This window comes from Streptosporangium nondiastaticum, from assembly GCF_003011965.1.
Taxonomy (GTDB): Bacteria; Actinomycetota; Actinomycetes; order Streptomycetales; family Streptomycetaceae; genus Streptomyces; species Streptomyces nondiastaticus.
In genome coordinates this window covers 1-16,503 of sequence record NZ_PXWG01000013.1, presented here as the reverse complement: position 1 = coordinate 16,503, position 16,503 = coordinate 1, and the positions used below count along the sequence as shown (strand labels likewise).

The 16,503-nt window shown below is 72.5% G+C and carries 19 protein-coding genes and 2 pseudogenes; 11 read left to right on the top strand and 10 right to left on the bottom strand.

Annotated features, from left to right (window positions below; translation table 11 throughout):
* Window positions 1–174 precede the first annotated feature (174 nt).
* From B7P34_RS08390 to B7P34_RS08375, 4 genes are read left to right on the top strand one after another with little or no spacing between them, the layout of a single operon-like run.
* Window positions 175–651, top strand: a complete 477-nt coding sequence (locus tag B7P34_RS08390; protein WP_223267631.1) for a hypothetical protein — start codon at window positions 175–177, stop codon at window positions 649–651.
* Entirely contained in the window at window positions 648–1,319 is a 672-nt protein-coding gene (locus B7P34_RS08385) for an ABC transporter ATP-binding protein (protein WP_106675245.1), read from the top strand. Before B7P34_RS08390 ends, B7P34_RS08385 begins: the two co-directional genes overlap by 4 nt.
* On the top strand, window positions 1,319–2,071 hold the full coding sequence (locus tag B7P34_RS08380; protein WP_223267651.1) for an ABC transporter ATP-binding protein: 753 nt from the start codon (window positions 1,319–1,321) through the stop codon (window positions 2,069–2,071). Before B7P34_RS08385 ends, B7P34_RS08380 begins: the two co-directional genes overlap by 1 nt.
* A complete protein-coding gene (locus B7P34_RS08375; protein ID WP_189382577.1) occupies window positions 2,068–4,713 on the top strand; it encodes an FtsX-like permease family protein in 2,646 nt (881 codons plus the stop codon). Before B7P34_RS08380 ends, B7P34_RS08375 begins: the two co-directional genes overlap by 4 nt.
* Window positions 4,714–4,806: 93 nt before the next feature.
* Here B7P34_RS08375 and B7P34_RS08370 read toward each other — a convergent pair whose 3' ends face one another.
* The 3 genes from B7P34_RS08370 to B7P34_RS08360 form a co-directional block, all read right to left on the bottom strand.
* Complete coding sequence (locus B7P34_RS08370) at window positions 4,807–6,102, bottom strand: sensor histidine kinase (RefSeq protein WP_106675176.1); 1,296 nt, start codon at window positions 6,100–6,102, stop codon at window positions 4,807–4,809.
* Between the two features lie 2 nt (window positions 6,103–6,104).
* Window positions 6,105–6,788, bottom strand: a complete 684-nt coding sequence (locus B7P34_RS08365) for a response regulator transcription factor (RefSeq protein WP_106675175.1) — start codon at window positions 6,786–6,788, stop codon at window positions 6,105–6,107.
* Window positions 6,789–6,935: 147 nt separating this feature from the next.
* Complete coding sequence (locus tag B7P34_RS08360) at window positions 6,936–7,766, bottom strand: ZIP family metal transporter (protein WP_106675174.1); 831 nt, start codon at window positions 7,764–7,766, stop codon at window positions 6,936–6,938.
* Between the two features lie 591 nt (window positions 7,767–8,357).
* Between B7P34_RS08360 and B7P34_RS08355 the strand changes: the two genes are divergently transcribed.
* The 4 genes and pseudogenes from B7P34_RS08355 to B7P34_RS08345 all read left to right on the top strand — a co-directional run bounded on the left by B7P34_RS08355 (window position 8,358) and on the right by B7P34_RS08345 (window position 11,462).
* The gene (locus tag B7P34_RS08355; protein WP_146166766.1) at window positions 8,358–9,461 is read left to right on the top strand and encodes a bile acid:sodium symporter family protein; all 1,104 of its coding nucleotides are present in this window, start codon (window positions 8,358–8,360) and stop codon (window positions 9,459–9,461) included.
* Window positions 9,462–9,601: 140 nt separating this feature from the next.
* Window positions 9,602–9,832 (top strand): annotated as a pseudogene (locus B7P34_RS39685) (GTP-binding protein); the annotation flags it as partial.
* A 121-nt stretch (window positions 9,833–9,953) separates the two neighbouring features.
* A complete protein-coding gene (locus tag B7P34_RS38340) occupies window positions 9,954–10,628 on the top strand; it encodes a GTP-binding protein (protein ID WP_286157460.1) in 675 nt (224 codons plus the stop codon).
* Between the two features lie 534 nt (window positions 10,629–11,162).
* Window positions 11,163–11,462 carry a hypothetical protein gene (locus tag B7P34_RS08345; RefSeq protein WP_106675172.1) on the top strand — a complete coding sequence of 100 codons (300 nt, stop codon included), beginning with the start codon at window positions 11,163–11,165 and terminating at the stop codon, window positions 11,460–11,462.
* 3 nt (window positions 11,463–11,465) lie between these two features.
* Here the strand turns inward: B7P34_RS08345 and B7P34_RS08340 are convergent, their stop codons facing one another.
* From B7P34_RS08340 to B7P34_RS08325, 5 genes are read right to left on the bottom strand one after another with little or no spacing between them, the layout of a single operon-like run.
* Entirely contained in the window at window positions 11,466–11,936 is a 471-nt protein-coding gene (locus tag B7P34_RS08340; protein WP_223267630.1) for a Fur family transcriptional regulator, read from the bottom strand.
* 23 nt (window positions 11,937–11,959) lie between these two features.
* Window positions 11,960–12,784 carry a metal ABC transporter permease gene (locus tag B7P34_RS08335; RefSeq protein WP_106675170.1) on the bottom strand — a complete coding sequence of 275 codons (825 nt, stop codon included), beginning with the start codon at window positions 12,782–12,784 and terminating at the stop codon, window positions 11,960–11,962.
* Window positions 12,781–13,470, bottom strand: coding sequence for a metal ABC transporter permease (locus tag B7P34_RS08330; protein WP_286157459.1), 690 nt, complete (start codon window positions 13,468–13,470; stop codon window positions 12,781–12,783). Before B7P34_RS08330 ends, B7P34_RS08335 begins: the two co-directional genes overlap by 4 nt.
* Window positions 13,362–13,604 carry a metal ABC transporter permease gene (locus B7P34_RS39680; protein WP_353620237.1) on the bottom strand — a complete coding sequence of 81 codons (243 nt, stop codon included), beginning with the start codon at window positions 13,602–13,604 and terminating at the stop codon, window positions 13,362–13,364. The genes B7P34_RS08330 and B7P34_RS39680 overlap by 109 nt, the downstream gene beginning before the upstream one ends.
* Before the next feature lie 58 nt (window positions 13,605–13,662).
* The gene (locus B7P34_RS08325; protein WP_223267629.1) at window positions 13,663–13,884 is read right to left on the bottom strand and encodes a hypothetical protein; all 222 of its coding nucleotides are present in this window, start codon (window positions 13,882–13,884) and stop codon (window positions 13,663–13,665) included.
* A 183-nt stretch (window positions 13,885–14,067) separates the two neighbouring features.
* On the opposite strand from B7P34_RS08325, the gene B7P34_RS39300 reads away from it, so the two are divergent.
* From B7P34_RS39300 to B7P34_RS39675, 3 genes and pseudogenes are all read left to right on the top strand, one after another.
* Window positions 14,068–14,202, top strand: coding sequence for a hypothetical protein (locus B7P34_RS39300; protein ID WP_286157458.1), 135 nt, complete (start codon window positions 14,068–14,070; stop codon window positions 14,200–14,202).
* An 82-nt stretch (window positions 14,203–14,284) separates the two neighbouring features.
* On the top strand, window positions 14,285–14,824 hold the full coding sequence (locus tag B7P34_RS39295) for a hypothetical protein (RefSeq protein WP_286157457.1): 540 nt from the start codon (window positions 14,285–14,287) through the stop codon (window positions 14,822–14,824).
* Window positions 14,773–15,381, top strand: a pseudogene (locus B7P34_RS39675) (GNAT family N-acetyltransferase); the annotation flags it as partial. The gene B7P34_RS39295 and the pseudogene B7P34_RS39675, both read left to right, overlap by 52 nt.
* A 118-nt stretch (window positions 15,382–15,499) precedes the next feature.
* Here the strand turns inward: B7P34_RS39675 and B7P34_RS08310 are convergent.
* Both B7P34_RS08310 and B7P34_RS08305 read right to left on the bottom strand, forming a co-directional pair.
* A complete protein-coding gene (locus tag B7P34_RS08310; protein WP_106675169.1) occupies window positions 15,500–16,120 on the bottom strand; it encodes a phosphatase PAP2 family protein in 621 nt (206 codons plus the stop codon).
* Window positions 16,121–16,274: 154 nt separating this feature from the next.
* Window positions 16,275–16,503 (bottom strand): hypothetical protein (locus B7P34_RS08305; RefSeq protein ID WP_223267628.1); only part of this gene is annotated, 229 nt, incomplete at its 5' end.

Genomic DNA, 16,503 nt, shown 5'->3' with positions numbered 1-16,503 from the left:
GAGCGGCCTTCCGGCCGCCCCGCGCCGGCCATGGAGGTGTCTGCCATGCGTCGTTCCCTCGCTGCCGCCGCAGCCGTTCTGGCCCTGGTCGCCGGAGCCGGGGCGGCCTGTTCCTCCTCGTCGTCCCCTTCGCACCCGCCCGCTTCGCCCTCGCAGACGCAGAAGCCGGCAGACGTGAATCCACCCGGTGACATACCCGACACCCAGGCGTTCGTGCCCTGGTCGTCCCCGGACGGTGCCTTCACGGTGAAGGTGCCGGAGGGCTGGTCGCGGATGTCCCAGGGGGCGGCGACGGTGTTCACCGACAAGTTCAACAGCGTGCGCGTCGAGCACGTCCCCGCCGAGACGGCTCCGACCACGAACTCCGTACGCACCAGGGACCTCCCCGCGATCCAGGCCGGGAGCAGGCACTTCTCCCTCGTCTCCGTGACCGAGGTGCAGCGTAAGGGCGGCAAGGCGGTACTCGCCGAGTACCGCGCGGACTCGGCGCCCGACCAGGTGACCGGCAAGAGCGTCCCGCTGGACGTCCAGCGGTTCGTCTTCTTCTCGCCCGGCAAGGGCGAGGCCGTGCTGACCCTGTCCGGCGGCGTGGGGGCCGACAACGCCGATCCCTGGCGGACCATCACCGATTCCTTCCGGTGGTCGCGATGACCGCGTCCGTGGCCCCTGTGCTCAGCGCCCGTTCCCTGTACCGGTTCTTCCGGGCCGGGGAGGAGGAGACCCTCGCGCTGCAGGGGGTGGGGCTGGACGTGGGTCCGGGTGAGACAGTGGCAGTGACGGGGCCCTCCGGGTCGGGGAAGACCACGTTGCTCAACTGCCTGGCCGGCCTCGACGAGCCCGACGGCGGCGCCGTGACCGTCGCCGGCGAGCGGCTCAGCCACCGGCCCGAACGCGAGCGGGGCCGCATCCGGGCACAGTGCATCGGAATTATGTTTCAGTCGGGCAATTTGCTCGAACACCTCACCGTGCGCGACAACATCGCGCTCGTCCAGAGCCTGGTGCCCGCCCGGCCCCGGGTGCCGCCGCAGGTGCTGCTGGAACGGACGGGAGTCGCGCACCGCGCGGGTGCCCTGCCGCGCCAGCTGTCCGGCGGGGAGGCAGCCCGCGCGGGACTCGCCGTCGCCCTCGCCAACACGCCCGGTGTGCTGCTCGCCGACGAGCCGACCGGTGAGGTGGACGGGGAGACCGAGCGGCGGCTGCTGGCCCTGCTGCGCGAGCGTGCCGCGGAGGGTACGGCCGTCGTGGTGGTCACCCACAGCAGGGCCGTGGCGGCGGTGGCCGACCGGGTGCTGCGGCTGCGGGACGGGCGGTGGACGTGATGGGCGCCGTGGCCCCCGCCGGCAGCGTGCCGCTCGTCCGCTGCGAGGGCGCGGCGCGCACCTACGGCCGCGGGCCGGGCGCCGTCGTGGCCGTGCACGGTCTGACCTGCGCGGTGCCGCCCGGCGCCCGCATCTGCGTGGTGGGGCCGTCGGGCTCGGGCAAGTCCACCCTGCTGCACCTGATGGCGGGCCTGGACCGGCCCACGACGGGCCGGGTGAGTCACCCGGGGCTCGGCGAGGAGGGCGCGGAGGGACTCGCCCGGCACATCGGCGTCGTCTTCCAGGGCCCGAGTCTGCTGCCCCCGCTCACCGCTGCTGAGAACGTCGCGCTCCCGCTGCGGATCGACGGCGTGCCGGAGGACGAGGTCGCGTCCCGTGCGGGGGCGGCCCTGGCGCGCCTGGGCCTGGAATCGCTGGCCGGACGGCTGCCGGACGAGTTGTCGGCCGGGCAGGCCCAGCGCGTCGCGGTGGCCCGGGCGCTGGCGCGCGGGCCCGCCCTCGTGCTGGCCGACGAGCCGACCGGCCAGCTGGACCGCGCCACGGGCCGTCAGGTGCTGGCGGTGCTGCTGACCGCCGCCGCTGAGCTGGAGGCGGCGGTCCTGGTGACGACCCACGACCCGCTGGTGGCCCGCGCCCTGGACATCCGCTGGTACATGGCCGATGGACGTCTGGTCCAACCGGAGGGTCGGACAGATATCCGGCCTGGGACCTGGCCGGGGACCCGGCAGGAGAGGGAAGGTGACCGGCGGTGATCGGGATCTGGCTGGCCGGTCTGCTGCGCCGGCGTGGCGGACGGCTCCTCGGCGTCGCGGCCGGTGTGGCCATGGCCGTGGCGCTCCTGGCCGCGCTCGGCGGCTTCCTGGCGGCGACGCGGGCGACGATGACCGAGCAGTCCGTCCGCGGCGTCACGGTGGACTGGCAGGTGCAGACGGTGAGCGGTGCCGACCCCCGGGCCGTGCTGGCCACTGTGCGGAACACCCCCGGCACCCGGGCGGCACTGCCCGTCGGGTACGCCGGCACCAGCGGACTGACCGCCACCGCCGGGGGCACCTCCCAGGCCACCGGCCCCGGTGTGGTCCTGGGCCTTCCGGCCGGATACGGCTCGGTCTTCCCCGGCGAGCTCCGGGTGCTGGCCGGGCGCGGCGACGGAGTCCTGCTGGCCCAGCAGACCGCCGCCAACCTCCACGCCGGCCCGGGCGACACGGTCGCGATCGGGCGCGCGGGCCTGGCACCGGTGAAGGTCCGAGTGGACGGCGTGGTGGATCTGCCGCATGCCGACTCGCTCTTCCAGAAGGCGGGCGCGCCGCCGCAGTCGCAGCCGTCGGCACCACCGGACAACGTCGTGCTGTTGCCCGAGGCTCGCTGGCACTCCGTCTTCGGCCCGCCTGCCAGGAGCCGCCCCGATCTCGTCCACGACCAGATCCACGTACGGCGCAGTCACGCGCTGCCGCACGACCCGGCGTCCGCCTACGTGGCGGCGACCGGCGGCGCCCACAACGCGGAGGCACGGCTCGCGGGCACCGCGGTCGTCGGCGACAACCTGGGCGCCGTGCTGGACGCGGCCCGCTCCGACGCCTTGTACGCCCAGATGCTCTTCCTTTTCCTGGGCGTCCCCGGTGCGGTGCTGGCCGGCGCGCTCACGGCGGCGGTGGCCGGCGCCGGAGCGGCCCGGCGGCGCCGGGAGCAGTCCCTGCTGCGGGCGCGCGGCGCCTCGGCGGCGCGGATCCTTGAGCTGGCGGCCGTGGAGGCCCTGGTCGTGGCGGCCGCCGGCGGGGCGGCGGGGCTGGGCGTCGCGGCGCTGCTGGACCGGGTGGCCTTCGGCACGACCGGCGCGTTCACCGCTGGACGGGCAGTGGCCGCGCTCGTCGTGGGGGCGGTCGTCTCGGGCGCCACCGTCCTGTTGCCCGCCCGCCGGGACCTCAAGGCTTCCACCGTCGTCGCCGGGCGCACGGTCGTGGAGCGCCGGCCCGTGCCGCGCGCCGCGTGGTGGGCGCTGGCCGCCGGGTTGCTGCTGGGGTCGCTCGCGGTGTTCCGGATCACCAGCCGTACGAATTACGCCCTGGTCCTCGCCCCCGAGGGCACCCCCACCCTGTCGGTGGACTACTGGGCGTTCGCCGGGCCCGCGCTGCTGTGGACGGGCGGAGCGCTGCTGGCCTGGCTGGTGGTGGACTTGGTGCTGCGGCGGGGCCGGCCGGTGCTGGCCCGGCTGCTGCGGCCGGTGGCAGGGCCCCTGTCCGGGACGGTGGCGGCGAGCCTGTCGCGGCAGCGCGGCGCGGTGCTGCGGGGTGTGGTGCTGCTGGCGCTGGCGACCGCGTTCGCCGCCTCGACCGCCGTGTTCAACTCCACGTACCGCCAGCAGGCCGAGGTGGACGCGGTTCTTTCCAACGGCGCCGACGTCACCGTCACCGAGTCCCCGGGCACCACGTCGGGCCCGGCGGACGCGGCACGGGTGGCGGCGCTCCCGGGCGTGCGACGGGTCGAGCCGTTGCAGCACCGCTTCGCCTACGTCGGCCCGGACCTGCAGGACCTGTACGGGATACGGCCGTCCACCGTCGTGACGGCTGGCCGGCTCCAGGACGCCTACTTCGCCGGCGGCACGGCGCGGCAATTGATGGACCACCTGGCCCGCCGGCCCGACGGCCTGCTCGTCAGCGCCGAGACGGCGAAGGACTTCCAGCTCAACCCCGGCGACCAGGTGAGCCTGCGCCTCCAGGACAGCCGCACCCACCGGCTGCGTTCCGTCGTCTTCCACTTCGCGGGTGTCGTCAAGGAGTTCCCGACCGCCCCCAAGGACAGCTTCCTCGTGGCCAACGCCTCCTATGTCGCCCGGCAGACCGGGGACAGCGCGGCCGGTACGCTGCTCGTCGACACCGGGGGCACCGGCCAGCAGGCCGTGGCCCGGCGCGTCCGGGCGGCGCTCGGCCCCGCCACGCACGTCGCCGACCTGCCGTCGGCCCGGACGGTGACCGGCTCCAGTCTGACCGCCGTGGACCTGAGCGGCCTCACCCGCGTCGAACTCGGCTTCGCCCTGGCCATCGGGGCGGCGGCGGGCGGTCTCGTCCTCGCCCTCGGCCTGGCCGAGCGGCGGCGCACCCTGGCACTGGCCTCCGTGCTGGGCGCCCGGGGGCGGCAGTTGTCCGGATTCGTGTGGAGCGAGGCCGCCTTGGTCGCCGTGGCGGGCGCGGCCGGCGGCACCGTCCTGGGCTGGGCACTGTCCGAGATGCTGGTCAAGGTGCTCTCCGGCGTCTTCGACCCGCCCCCGGCGGCCCTCGCCGTGCCGTGGGGCTACCTCGGCGCCCTGGCCGCCGCCGTCTCGACGGCCCTGGCGGCGGCCGCCTGGACGGCGGTACGGCACGCACGGCGGCCACCGCTCACGGAGCTCCGGGAGCTGTGACCCGGGCTGTGCCCGAAGGGAGCTCGACCTGGAGGGAGTCGTGATCCGAAGGGAGCTGTGACCCGAGGGGAGCCGCGATCCGAAAGCGGCCGGTCACGGCTCCCCTCCTTCCCGCCCGCCGGCGATCAGCCAGGTGAAACGAGGGTGCGGCGACCTCCTCGACACCCTCAGCCGCCCACCCTCGGCCTCCACCAGGGAACGGGCGAGCGCGAGCCCGATCCCGTGCCCGCCGCCGTCGTGCCTCCGCCGGGCGAAGACGTCCTCGTCGCCGGGCAGGCCCGGGCCCTCGTCCTCCACGTCCACCGCCACCACCCCGGCGGCATCCCTGGCCCGGACGGTCACCACGCCCCGGCCGTGGACCGCGGCGTTGGACAGCAGCACGTCCAGCACCTGCCGGGCCGCGCGCGGCGAGCCGACCGCCTCGGGCAACCCTTCCCCGACGAGGACCCGCAGTGGCCGGCCAGCGGCCGCCAGTTCGCCGTGCCAGCGCCGTTCGGCCTCGGTGAGCAGCGAGCCCAGATCCAGGGGTGCCCGCTCGGGCAGGTCACGGGCGAGGGAGAGCAGATCGCCCAGCGTGGTCTCCATGGCGGCGAGTGAGTCCAGGACGGAGCGCATCGCGTCGCGCGGCCCGGGGGCGCCGGTGGCCAGCGCGCTCTCCAGCTCCAGGCGCGCTCTGGTCAGTGCGGTGCGCAGCTGATGGGAGGCGTCGGCGCTGAAGGACCGTTCCCGGGCCAGGAGCCGCTCGACGTGTTCGGCGGCACGGTTGAGGGCGATGGCGACCTCGTCGGCCTCCGGCAGCCCGCAGGGGGCGGCTCGTGCCGTCAGGTCACCGCCCTCCAGCCGTCGGGCTGTCGCGGCGAGCGCTTCCAGCGGCTGTGCGAGGTGACGGCTGGACCGTACGGACAGCGCCACCCCGGCACCGACCGCGAACACCGCCAGCCCGGCCATTCCCGCCCAGGTGAGCGCCGCCCGCCGCAACGGCCCGTCGGCCGGCGAACCGGCCCGCACCACCGCCCGGACCTGCTCCCCGGACCCCACCGGGACCGCCGTCACCAGCCAGTCGCCCAGCTGCCGTGCCGGAGTCCCGCCGGCCAGGGCGTCGCGCACGGGACCGTCGCCGCGGGCCGGTCCGGAACCGGTGACGAGGTGGGCCTCCTCGTCGTACACGGCGACCCGGGTGCCGGGATCGGTGCTCGGCACCTCCATGGGATCCCGGGTGTCGTGCACGTTGGCCGGCACCCCGACCGCCGTCCGCTCGGCGAGTTCCTGCAATGCGCGGAACTCGTCCTGCCGGTACAGCCTGAACACCGCCACCGCGAGGGGAACGGAGAACAGCGTCACCGCGCACACCACGGCGACGGTGATCGCCCGGAGAACGCGGCGCCGCACGGTCAGTGCTCCGGCGGCGGTTCGAGCCGGTAACCGAAGTGCCGCAGCGTCGTGATCCGCGCCCGGTCGCCGAGCTTGCGGCGCAGCGCGGCCACGTGGACGTCCAGGGTCTTGGTGGGGCCGAACCAGTGCTCGTCCCACACATCACTCATCAAGTCCTCCCGGCTCACGGCCTGGCCGACAGCGGCGGCCAGCCGGGCGAGGAGGTCGAACTCCTTCGGCCGCAGCTCCACCTCGCCCGCCGCGGTGAGACAGCGCCGGGCGGCGCGGTCGATCAGCAGGTCGCCGTGGCGGATCCGTACGGCGCCATCCGCCCCGCCGGGTGCGGCACGCCGCAGATGGGCCGCGATCCGTGCCTGAAGCTCTGCGAGCCGGAAGGGTTTGGTCAGATAGTCGTCCGCCCCCGCCTCCAGGGCCTCCACGACGTCCATCTCCCCGGTCCGGGCCGTCAGCACCACAAGCACCGCACCGGGAAGCAGCTCTCGCAGGCGCCGGCACAGCTCGAACCCGTCGGCGTCCGGCAGCCCCAGATCCAGCAGCACCAGCTCGGCGGGCTCCCGGGCGGCACGGGCGAGCGCCGCCGCACCGTCGGGACACCACTCGCTCTCGTACCCCTGGGCGCGCAGCATCGAGGCGAGCCTGTCTCCGATGGTGTCGTCGTCCTCGACGATCACAACGCGTGCCACGCCTTTCACGCTAGCCGTGCGAAGGCTGCTGTTCGACCTGTACACCTCGTACGGCCCCGTGTGACCCGCGTCGACGTGCTCAGTTCTTGAGGCCCCGGGAGTGGACCGGGACTTCCGGGACCTCATGCGGCATCCGGCGGGCGGGCGTCAGACGCCCGCCGCGGTGACGACGGCGTCGGTGGCGAAGCCGAGCACCAGGCCCAGCAGGACGCACCAGGTCGTCAGCTCCTTCATGGCGGCCTTGCGCGCGACAGCCAGCAGCTCGATGACCACGTAGAGGATCGAACCGGCGGCCAGGCCCAGGAAGGCCACGGAGAGGGTCTCGTTGACCAGATGCTGGCCCAGCAGCGTGCCGGCGAAGGTGGGACCGCCGCCGATCAGGCCGAGCCAGAGCAAGGTGATCCAGGACGGGCGTTCTCCCTCGGCGGCCAGCGGAGCGATGATGCCGAAGCCTTCCGTGGCGTTGTGCAGGCCGAAGCCGATGATGAGCAGCACGGCGAGGGAGATCTCTCCCTTCGCGGCGGAATTGCCGATGGCCAGGCCCTCGGCGAAGTTGTGCAGGCCGATGCCCGTGGCGATCATCAGCGCGAGTTCGCCGGCCTGCGAACGTGCTGCCCGGGCGGGCTCCTCGACGACCGCGGCCCCGGGGCCGTCCGGGCGAGGCGTGGCCGCGGCGCGGCGGCGCGCGGTCCAGGCGTCGTAGCTGACCAGGCCGGCCAGACCGATGGTGAGGCCGAGGACGAGAACGAGGCCGTTGGAGGCGACGGCTCCCCAGTGATGCCCGGCGAGCGCGCCGTCGACCGGCTCCCAGGCATGGGTCAGGACATCCCAGACCAGGAAGATCAGAATGCCGATGGCAGTGGCGTTGAGGCCGGCCTTGAGCCGGGGTGTGGGGCGTCGCAGGCGCCCTATGGGCAGGCCGAGGTAGATGGTGAAACCGGCTATGGCGCCGAGCAGGGCGACATGCGAACTGGACATGGGACTCCGCAGCGGAAGAGGGGGAAAGGGAAGGCGAGGGCCGACATTAAGCCAACTAAGGTTTGCCTAACAACTGTCGGGGCGGCTTCTTGGCTGACCCGTTACCTTGCAGGTGGGGGCGGTATCACCGCGTTGCCGCGCTGGCAATTCGGCTCTGTTGTTCGAGGGGAATCTGTTCGCTGGTGGCTTGATCTCGACTCTCACCGATCGACTACCGGCCCTCGGCGCACCATCACCCGTCGACCGGCACCTTCGGCAGGCGCGTAGCCGTCGAAAGCCGAGTTCCCTGTCCGCTCGTGCTCGGTCCCGCGGTGACAACGGCCTGGTGGCGACCGCGCCGAACAGGGCGACCAAGCACCTGCAGTCGTCCGGCTGGGACTTCTTCCGGGTGAACCGCCGACGACCAGCGGGCCGGCCGTCGGCGGCCGTGCGCGGCAGCTGCCTGATGCCCTGCCGCGGAGGTCATGGCGGAAGGCCGGTGGGTATCTCCGTCTCATCCGACCGCGGGCACGGAGAACCCGCCCCTCGTCAGCCGCCGCCGGCCGGATCGGCCTGCCCGTACGGCGGAGAACCACCGCTACGCTGCGCCGCGTGGCGACTCAGGTGCTGGCGGCGGCGCAGCGATGGCTGCTCGGGCTGATGATGGCGTGCTACGTCCTGGCCGGGGTGTTTCCCGGGCCCGGGGAATGGCTGCGGGGGCTGACGCTGCGGCTGCCCGTCGGCGGGGCGGTGCTCCCCCTTCCGGCGTTGCTGCTGGCCGTGATGCTGGTGAATGCCGGACTCGGTGCGCGGGTCCGGGACCTGGGTACGGCACTGCGGCGGCCGCTGCGGCTGGCCGTGGGCGTGGTGGCGAACGCGCTGCTGCCCGCCGTTGTGCTTCCGGCCGTCGCCCTGTGCCTGCGGTCGTGGCCCGACCCGCAGGAGGTCGAGGCGCTGCTGGTCGGGCTCATGCTGGTCCTGGCGATGCCGGTTGCGGGCGGGGCGGCGACCTGGGGGCAGCAGGCGGGCGGCAACGTTCCGCTGGCGGTCGCGATGGTGATGGGGTCGACGCTGCTCAGCCCGTTCACCGTCCCGCTCGGCCTGCGGCTGACCGGCTTCCTGGTCGGTCCCGGCGGCATTGGCGGCCTCGACGACACGGCCCGGCTGGACAAGATCGCCGGTGCCGGGGTCGGCACGTTCGCCCTGGCTTCCGTGGTGCTGCCCGCTCTCGTGGGGATCGCCCTGCGCACGCTGCTCGGGGAACGCCGGATCGCTCCGCTCATGCCATCGGTCAAGGCGGTGAACCTGGTGAACATCCTGCTGCTGTGCTACATCAACGCGGCGGGTGCCCTCGGGCGGGCAGTGGCCCACCCCGACCCGGACCTCTTCGTGCTGGCCCTGGGCATGTCCGGCGTGGTGTGCTGCCTCTCGTTCCTCCTCGGCCGGTGGATGTCCGTGTGGACGCGGTGCGAGAGTCCGGACAGCGTCTCGCTCACCTTCGCCGCCGGCATGAACAACAGCAGCGCGGCGGCGGTTTTGGCCGCCGTCTGGTTCTCCCATCGTCCGGAGGTGCTGCTGCCGGTCCTGGCCTACAGCCTTCTGCAGAAGGTCACGGCCGGAGCGGTGGGGGGTCGGCTGTCCTCCGAGGGCGGGGTAGTCGACCGGTCCGCTCGGGAGGCCGGGCCCGTGCCGGCAGGAACGCGGGAAGGCCGCTGACAGGCACGGCCGGCGTGCGGCCAGTGGCTCGCACCGGCCGCGCATCCTGGGAGCGCCAAGGCTGAGTCAATCAGTTGCGTAAGTGTGCAAGTGTAGCGCTATGCTGCTGGACGTTTGAAACGTTTGAGGCACCTCGTTCGGTGAGGCGTCTTCACGGACACAGGCCACTGACCCCACGACGTCGAGAGACGCCCAGGGGCAGGACAGGTCTCCGCTGCACCCTGCGGGACGATCTCCTCGAGGAAGTGGACCGGCTGGCCCGCGAAGGACGCTTCGACCACCTGCTCATCGAGTCGAGCGGGATCTCCGAACCGATACCCGTCGCCGCCACCTTCGCCTTCCCCCGGGACGACGGCGCGACCCTCGGCGACCTCGCCCGGCTCGACACCATGGTCACCGTCGTGGACGCCGCGAACTTCCTCCCCGAGCTAGAGAGCGGCGACGGGCCTGGCGGAACGCGGCCTCGACCAGTACGAGGACGACGAGCGGACGGTGAGCGATCTCCTCATGGACCAGATCGAGTTCGCCGACGTCATCGTGGTCAACAAGCTCGACCTGGTGGACACGGCGGACGCCGCCCGGCTCCGGGCGGCGCTCGCGCGCCTCAACCCGGCCGCCCGCGTCGTGCCGGCCGAGCACGGCCGGGTGGACCCGTCGGCGATCCTCGGCACCGGTCTCTTCGACCTGGAGCGCGCCCAGCAGGCGCCCGGGTGGGTCAGGGAACTCAACGGCGACCACACCCCCGAGGCCGAGGAGTACGGCATCTCCTCGACGGTCTTCCGCGCCGGGAGGGCCTTCCATCCCGAACGGCTGTGGACGTTCGTCACGGAGGAACTCGACTCCGGGTCCTACGGCAAGGTGTTGCGTTCCAAGGGGTTCTTCCGGCTGGCCGGCCGTGACCGGGTGACCGGGTTGTGGTCGCAGGCCGGAGCCGTGGCCCGGTTCGAGCCCGCCGGCGCCCGCGAGCAGGACGGGCAAGGGCAGGAAATCGTCTTCATCGGTACGGAGTTGCGTCCCGAGGCACTGAGGCAGGCGCTGTCCGCCTGCCTCGTACGGCGCGACGAGTCGCAGACGTCATGGCCCGACCCCTTCCCCGCCTGGAACGCCCACAGCCTGGATGAGGACACCTGCGAGCAAGACCACGGGCTGGAGACAGCCCGCGCATGAGGCCAGAGCCCCGGGCCCGGCTGTCAGCTGTCCCGCCAGGGTGGCCCCGGCGGGACGGCACTCAGCGAAACGACACCGATGTCCGTCTCGTTGTGACCCCTCGACACACTGGGGCGGTGGTTGGCTAACCGCCGCACTGGCACGAGCCGCCGGACTGACATCCGCAGCTGCAGCCCGGACCGAAGGTGCAGCCGGACCCGCACGTCGGGGACGGCGTGTGAACGATCATGGTCAGCGCTCCTTCTTCGCTCGTGAGGCTGTCCCATCGAGCGAACACCCGGCCGGTTCTTGACCGCAAGGGGTAGGACGCGGGTAGCGGTCACGAGAATGGAGAACCTGCCCCTCCCACCGGATGCGCTCCGGCGGCTGCGGGGTGGCGGTGGCCGCTTGATGCCCGGGTCACCTTCTGTTGCACGGCGTGTTTCCAGACGGCTTCCGGCGACTTTCGTGAATCCCCAGCGCGGCCGACACTGGAAGGGCAAGGCTCTCCTGTCGGACAGATCCGATCACGCGGGGGAGAAGGAAGGCTTCGCCATGCCGACCAGCGCGCACACTTCTCACGCGGACCACACTCACCAGCACGGTGTGGAGTGTGGGCACGTCGCCGTGCCCCACGAGGACCACGTCGACTACGTGCACGACGGGCACCTGCACCGCGTACACGAGGACCACACCGACGAGTGCGAGCCCACCGGCCACACCGTTCACCAGGAGCACACGCACCAGCACGGTGCGGAATGCGGGCACGTCGCCGTGCCCCACGGCGACCACGTGGACTACGTCCATGACGGGCACCGTCATGCCCAGCACGAGGGGCACTGGGACGACCACTGATCTTCAGCGTGTCTGTGCCCGCTCCTCCTTCCGGAGGCAGTCAGGACAGCGGCCGGAGAGTTCGACGGCGTGCCGGACGTCGGCGAACCCGGAGGCCCGGGCGATCCGGCCCGCCCATTTCTCGACCGGGCCGGATTCGACGGGCAGGCTGAGGCCGCACTCGGTGCAGATCAGGTAGTGGCGGTGGTCGGGGCCGGGGCGGTGGCGGAAGAGCCGCTCGCCGTTGGTGTCGCGGAAGATGTCCGCACGGCCGGCCTCGGCCAGGGCGGTGAGGGTGCGATAGACGGTGGAGAGGCCGACGGACGAGCCGTCGGCCACGAGCCGCTTGTGCAGGGCCTGGGCGCTGATGAAACCTTCCGCCACGACAAGGGCTCCCAGGACCACCGCACGCTGCTGTGTGGCGCGGCCGATCAGCGCCATGTCGTGCACGGTGTCGTGCGTCGTTGTCATTGCCTGCTGCCGGTCGTCTGCCATCGCGGCGCTCCTCCGCTCAGCCTTCAGTCAGTACGCGGGGCGGGGCGCCGTATGAGGAAGGTGGCGGCGTAAACGGCAGTGGCCGTGGCCATGATGGCGAAGCTCGGCGGCATCCGCGGCACCGCGTACGAGGCGAACAATCCCGCCCACATCTCCGTCACCGCAAGACCCACGGAGAGGGCAAGGGCACGATACGGGCGGGCGGTCAGCCGGATCGCGGCTCCGGCAGGGGCGGCGAGCAGGCCGAGCAGCAGCAGGGAGCCGACCGCTTGCGTGGCCTCGGCGGCACTGGCCCCGGCCACGGCGAGGAAGCCGTAACCGAGCAGCCGGACCGGAACGCCACGCGCCGCGGCCACGGCTTCGTCCACCGTGGCGAACAGCAGCGGGCGGGCGGAGATCAGCGTCACCAGGAAGACACCCGCGGCGAGCAGCGCGGCAGTGGCGGCGTGAGATGCGGAGATTCCGAAGATCGAGCCGAACAGGACGCTGACGCCCGCTGGGCCGTCGGCGGTGCTGCGGGAGGTGGTGTAGAGGGTGACGAAGAACGCGCCCAGGCCGAGGACCCAGGAGAAGACGCTCCCTATGACGACGTCGTCCGGACGGGCTCGCCGGCCGAGCACACCGAAGAACAACGCGATGACGATCGTCGCGACGAACAGTCCCAGACGCAGGTCGACGCCGAACGCGAGGGCGGCCATGGCGCCGGTGAACGCGACGTGGCTCAGCGCGTCGGCGGTGAAGACCTGGGCGCGCAGCACGAGGAAGTAGCCGACCATGCCGCAGGCGGCCGCGACCAGCGTCCCGGCGAGGAGGGCGTGCTGGAAGAACGGCTGGGACAGCGCGGTCATGAGGCGACCTCACTGACCGGCCGGCCCGCCAAGGCCGCGCGCAGCGCACGCGTTCCCAGGGCGGTTCCCCGTGCGAGGACGTATCCGGCGAAGGCGAAGGAGGTCACGAAGAATCCCAGCGGGTAGGGCGAGTAGTAGGCGGCGATCAGCCCGGCCCAGGTGGCCGCGAGGGCGAGCGCCACGGCCAGCGTCAGACTCGCCGCCGGGCGGGCGGTGAGGGCCTGCGCGGTGGCGGCGGGGATCACTATCAGGGCGAAGACCAGCAGCGTGCCCGTGATCTGGCTCGCCTCGGCGGTCGCCGCCCCGACCAGCACGAGGAACGCGATGGACAGCGCCCGCACCGGAACGCCGCGCCCGGCGGCGACCCGTGGGTCGACGGAGGCGAACAGCAGCGGCCGGCCGATGAACGCCAGCACCGCGAGCACGGCGGCGCCCACGCAGAGCAGGACGGTCACCTGGGCGGCGGTGATGCCGAGGAACGTGCCGAAGAGGATCGTCTGCGGCCCCTCCAGCAGTCCCTTGTAGAGGACGGTGACGAGGTACCCGCAGGCGAGGAGGAAGGCTTGGACGGTTCCGGTCAGCGCGGAATCCTCACGGTCGCCGGTGCCGTGCAGCGCCGCGATGACCAGGGCTGCGGCGAGGCAGAGGGCGAAGTAGCCGTAGACCGCGCCAGCCCCGAGGAGCACGGCCCCGCGGCGCCGGGGAAGGCGACGGCGGAGACGGTGTGCGCGGCGAACGTCTGCCGCCGCAGCACCACGAACCACCCGACGACAGCGCAGACCACGGCCACGATCGCGCCCGCACGGAAGGCGTTGACCATGAACGGGTAGGACCACATCTGCCGGACGTCGGCCACGATGTTCCACGACCAGAGCGGGTCAGCCGACATCATGACCGCCCACGGAATCGGGCCGGCCGACCACGACGAGCCGCCCGTCGGATGCCCGCAACACCTCGACCGGCGAGCCGTACAGTCCCGTCAGGGTCTCGGAGGTGATCACGTCCTCTGGTGCACCGGTGGCCGAGCCGCCCTCGGCGAGGTACACGACCCGGTCGACGTGGTGCAGTATCGGATTCACGTCGTGTGCCACCATCACCACGGCCACACCCTAGAGGGGCCCCTGCGATGACCAGCAGCTCTTCCACCATCCCGGACATACGGGCACCCCGGTGGTGCCAGGCAGTCGTGGCGATATCCGGCCGTGAGTGGCGCCACCTGGTCGGCGTGGCTGCAGCGATCCTTGCCCTGCACGTGATCGGCGTGGTGCACGCTGATCGCCCTGGTGGTACCGGAGCACTACAGCCTGGGAGCGAAGCCCTTCGGGACCGGCATCGGGGTGACCGCATACACGCTCGGCATGCTGCACGCCTTCGACGCCGACCGCATCGCGGCGATCGACAACCTACCCACAAGCTGATGCATTCCGGCCGACGGTCGCTGTCGGTGGGCTTCTGGTTCTCCCTCGGTCACTCCAGCGGGTCAAGAGCCTGGCCGGACCGGTGGAGAACGACGCCTCGCCGCTGCACAACGTCACCGGCTGGACCGGGACCGCCGTCTCCGGCTCCTTCCTCTACGTCATCGCCACCATCAACCTGGTCGTCCTCGCCGGGATCTGGAAGGTCTTCCGGCGGATGCCTGCCGGCCAATTCGACGAGGCGGCGTTGGAGGAGCAGCTGAACAACCGTGGGTTTATGAACCGCCTCCTCGGGGCGGGTGATGAAGTCCCTCACCAGTCCGTGGCAGATGTACCCCATCGGTCCGTTGTTCATCCTGGCTTCGACACGGCCACCGAAGTCGCCCTCCTCGTCCTCGCCGGCTCCGGCGCTGCTTCCGGCCTGCCCTGGTACGCCATCCTGTGCCTGCCCGTCCTCTTCGCGGCGGGCATGTCGCTGCTGGACACCCTCGGTGGCACCTTCATGAATTCGCCTACGGCTGAGCGTTCTCCAAGCCCGTCCACAAGGTCTACTACAACCTCACCACTACCGGCCTGTCGGCGGCTGTCGCCTTCCTCATCGGCACCGTCGAGCTCCTCGCCCTGATCGCCGACAAGGCCGGCCTCCACGGTGCTTTCCGGGACTGGACCGGCGGTCTCGACCTCAACGCGATCGGCTTCGCTCTCGTCGCTCTGTTCGTTGCGGCCTGGGCCTCGCCCTGCTCGTATGGAAGGTCGCCCGCGTCGAAGAGAAGTGGAGCACCCCCATCCGGCCCAGCGAGCCCACCACGGACTGGCCGAACGGGCCCACCAGCCGCCCGTCGGGAAGCTTCTTGCACCGAACGTCCCGGGTTCGACGCCGTCCTCGCCGTTGACGGCACCCGCGTGCTGGGGTTCGCGACCTCCTGGATCACCTCCGACCCCTTCCCTGTGGGACGCTGCTACCCCCAGGTTGCCGCCATGCTCGGCTCCAGGCGTGCCAGGAAGTGGCTCTGCGGCGGCCGGGAAGTCGACGAACTTGCCGTGCACTCCGAAGCGCGCGGCCGCGGGATCGGCGCGGCCCTGCTCGCCGCAGCAGCCGCCCCGGCCGCGGACGGCCGGTGCTGGCTCCTCACCTCCGCGCGAGCAACGGCCGCCGTGAGTTTCTACCGGCGCCTCGGCTGGCGCCAGGCCACTCACCCCGCGCCCGGAGGCACGGGCGCCGTCGGCCCACCCCGCGGTACGAAGCTGCGAACTGCGGTGACGCTCCCCGAAATGCGACGGTCCTGGCAGTGTTGCGGGGTCAGGCGGCTCCGAGGAGTGAACGCGCCGGACCGCCGCGCAGCCTGGAGACGATCCGGGCGGCTGGGCGACGTGCGATCGCCACGATGGCCGCGCCGAGGACGATGCCGACGAGAGCTCCCGCGAGGACGTCGTGGGGGTAGTGGGCGCCGACGTAGACCCGTGATGCGGCCATCAGGGCCGCCGCCGGCCAGGCGAGAGCGGCGAGGCGCCGGTCGACCAGCAGGAGCCCGGCCGCCACGGCGAAGACGACGGTGGTGTGGTTGCTCGGGAAGGCGTAGTCGTTCGCCGGCGGGCACGCCTCGATGAGGAAGTCGTGCGGCAGGGCCCGGCAGGGGCGCGCCTCCTGGAAGAGGGATTTGACGCCGTCATCGACGAGGTAGGCGATGACGACGGCGAGCGGAGTGGCCAGGGCGGCGGCCATGGTGCGTGCGTCACGACGGCGGGCCAGCCACCAGCCGGCCAGCAGGAGCAGGCCGAAGAGGGCGACGCCGTACGTCGTGTAGAGCGACACCGCGTCATTGAGCCAGTGAGTCCGGTGCGCGAAGTCGGTGACGTCGGTGTAGAGGCCGCCGTCTATCGCGGCCCCGTCGAGGCCGGGCGCGCCGGAAGCGGTCGTCATCGTCTGCGAGTTCCCATCATGCGGAGGGTGTGGTCCCGCGTGGTCGCGGTCCGACGGCATGCGTCGGGGGTGCAGACACCCGTCGAGTGACTACACGCCGATAGACGATAGCGGCGGTCGGGTGGTTCCGTGTGCCCGGACCGGGTGATGATGATCAGTGAGTGACTTCGCCCTGGGCGACTTCGATCTTGTGATGGAAGCTGATGGCGCCCGTCGCCGACGCGCAGACGGAGGTGGTGGCGCACACGGCCAGGAGTACGGCGACCCACGGGGTGGCCCGGCGGCGGGGCGCCGGGACGGCGAGGAGGGCGGCGACGCGGCGCGGGACGGGGCCGGTCGTCGCCGCAGGTGCGACGGCCGGCCGGTCGGGGCGGTGGGCACCC

What these genes read in the sequence shown, in the direction of transcription:
- B7P34_RS08385 (WP_106675245.1), top strand. Translation starts at nt 648, where the DNA reads ATGACCGCGTCCGTGGCCCCTGTGCTCAGCGCCCGTTCCCTGTACCGG.
- B7P34_RS08380 (WP_223267651.1), top strand. Translation starts at nt 1,319, where the DNA reads ATGGGCGCCGTGGCCCCCGCCGGCAGCGTGCCGCTCGTCCGCTGCGAG.
- B7P34_RS08360 (WP_106675174.1), bottom strand. Translation starts at nt 7,766, where the DNA reads ATGTCCAGTTCGCATGTCGCCCTGCTCGGCGCCATAGCCGGTTTCACC.
- B7P34_RS08345 (WP_106675172.1), top strand. Translation starts at nt 11,163, where the DNA reads ATGCCGACCAGCGCGCACACTTCTCACGCGGACCACACTCACCAGCAC.
- B7P34_RS08340 (WP_223267630.1), bottom strand. Translation starts at nt 11,936, where the DNA reads ATGGCAGACGACCGGCAGCAGGCAATGACAACGACGCACGACACCGTG.
- B7P34_RS08335 (WP_106675170.1), bottom strand. Translation starts at nt 12,784, where the DNA reads ATGACCGCGCTGTCCCAGCCGTTCTTCCAGCACGCCCTCCTCGCCGGG.
- B7P34_RS39680 (WP_353620237.1), bottom strand. Translation starts at nt 13,604, where the DNA reads ATGGTCAACGCCTTCCGTGCGGGCGCGATCGTGGCCGTGGTCTGCGCT.
- B7P34_RS08310 (WP_106675169.1), bottom strand. Translation starts at nt 16,120, where the DNA reads ATGACGACCGCTTCCGGCGCGCCCGGCCTCGACGGGGCCGCGATAGAC.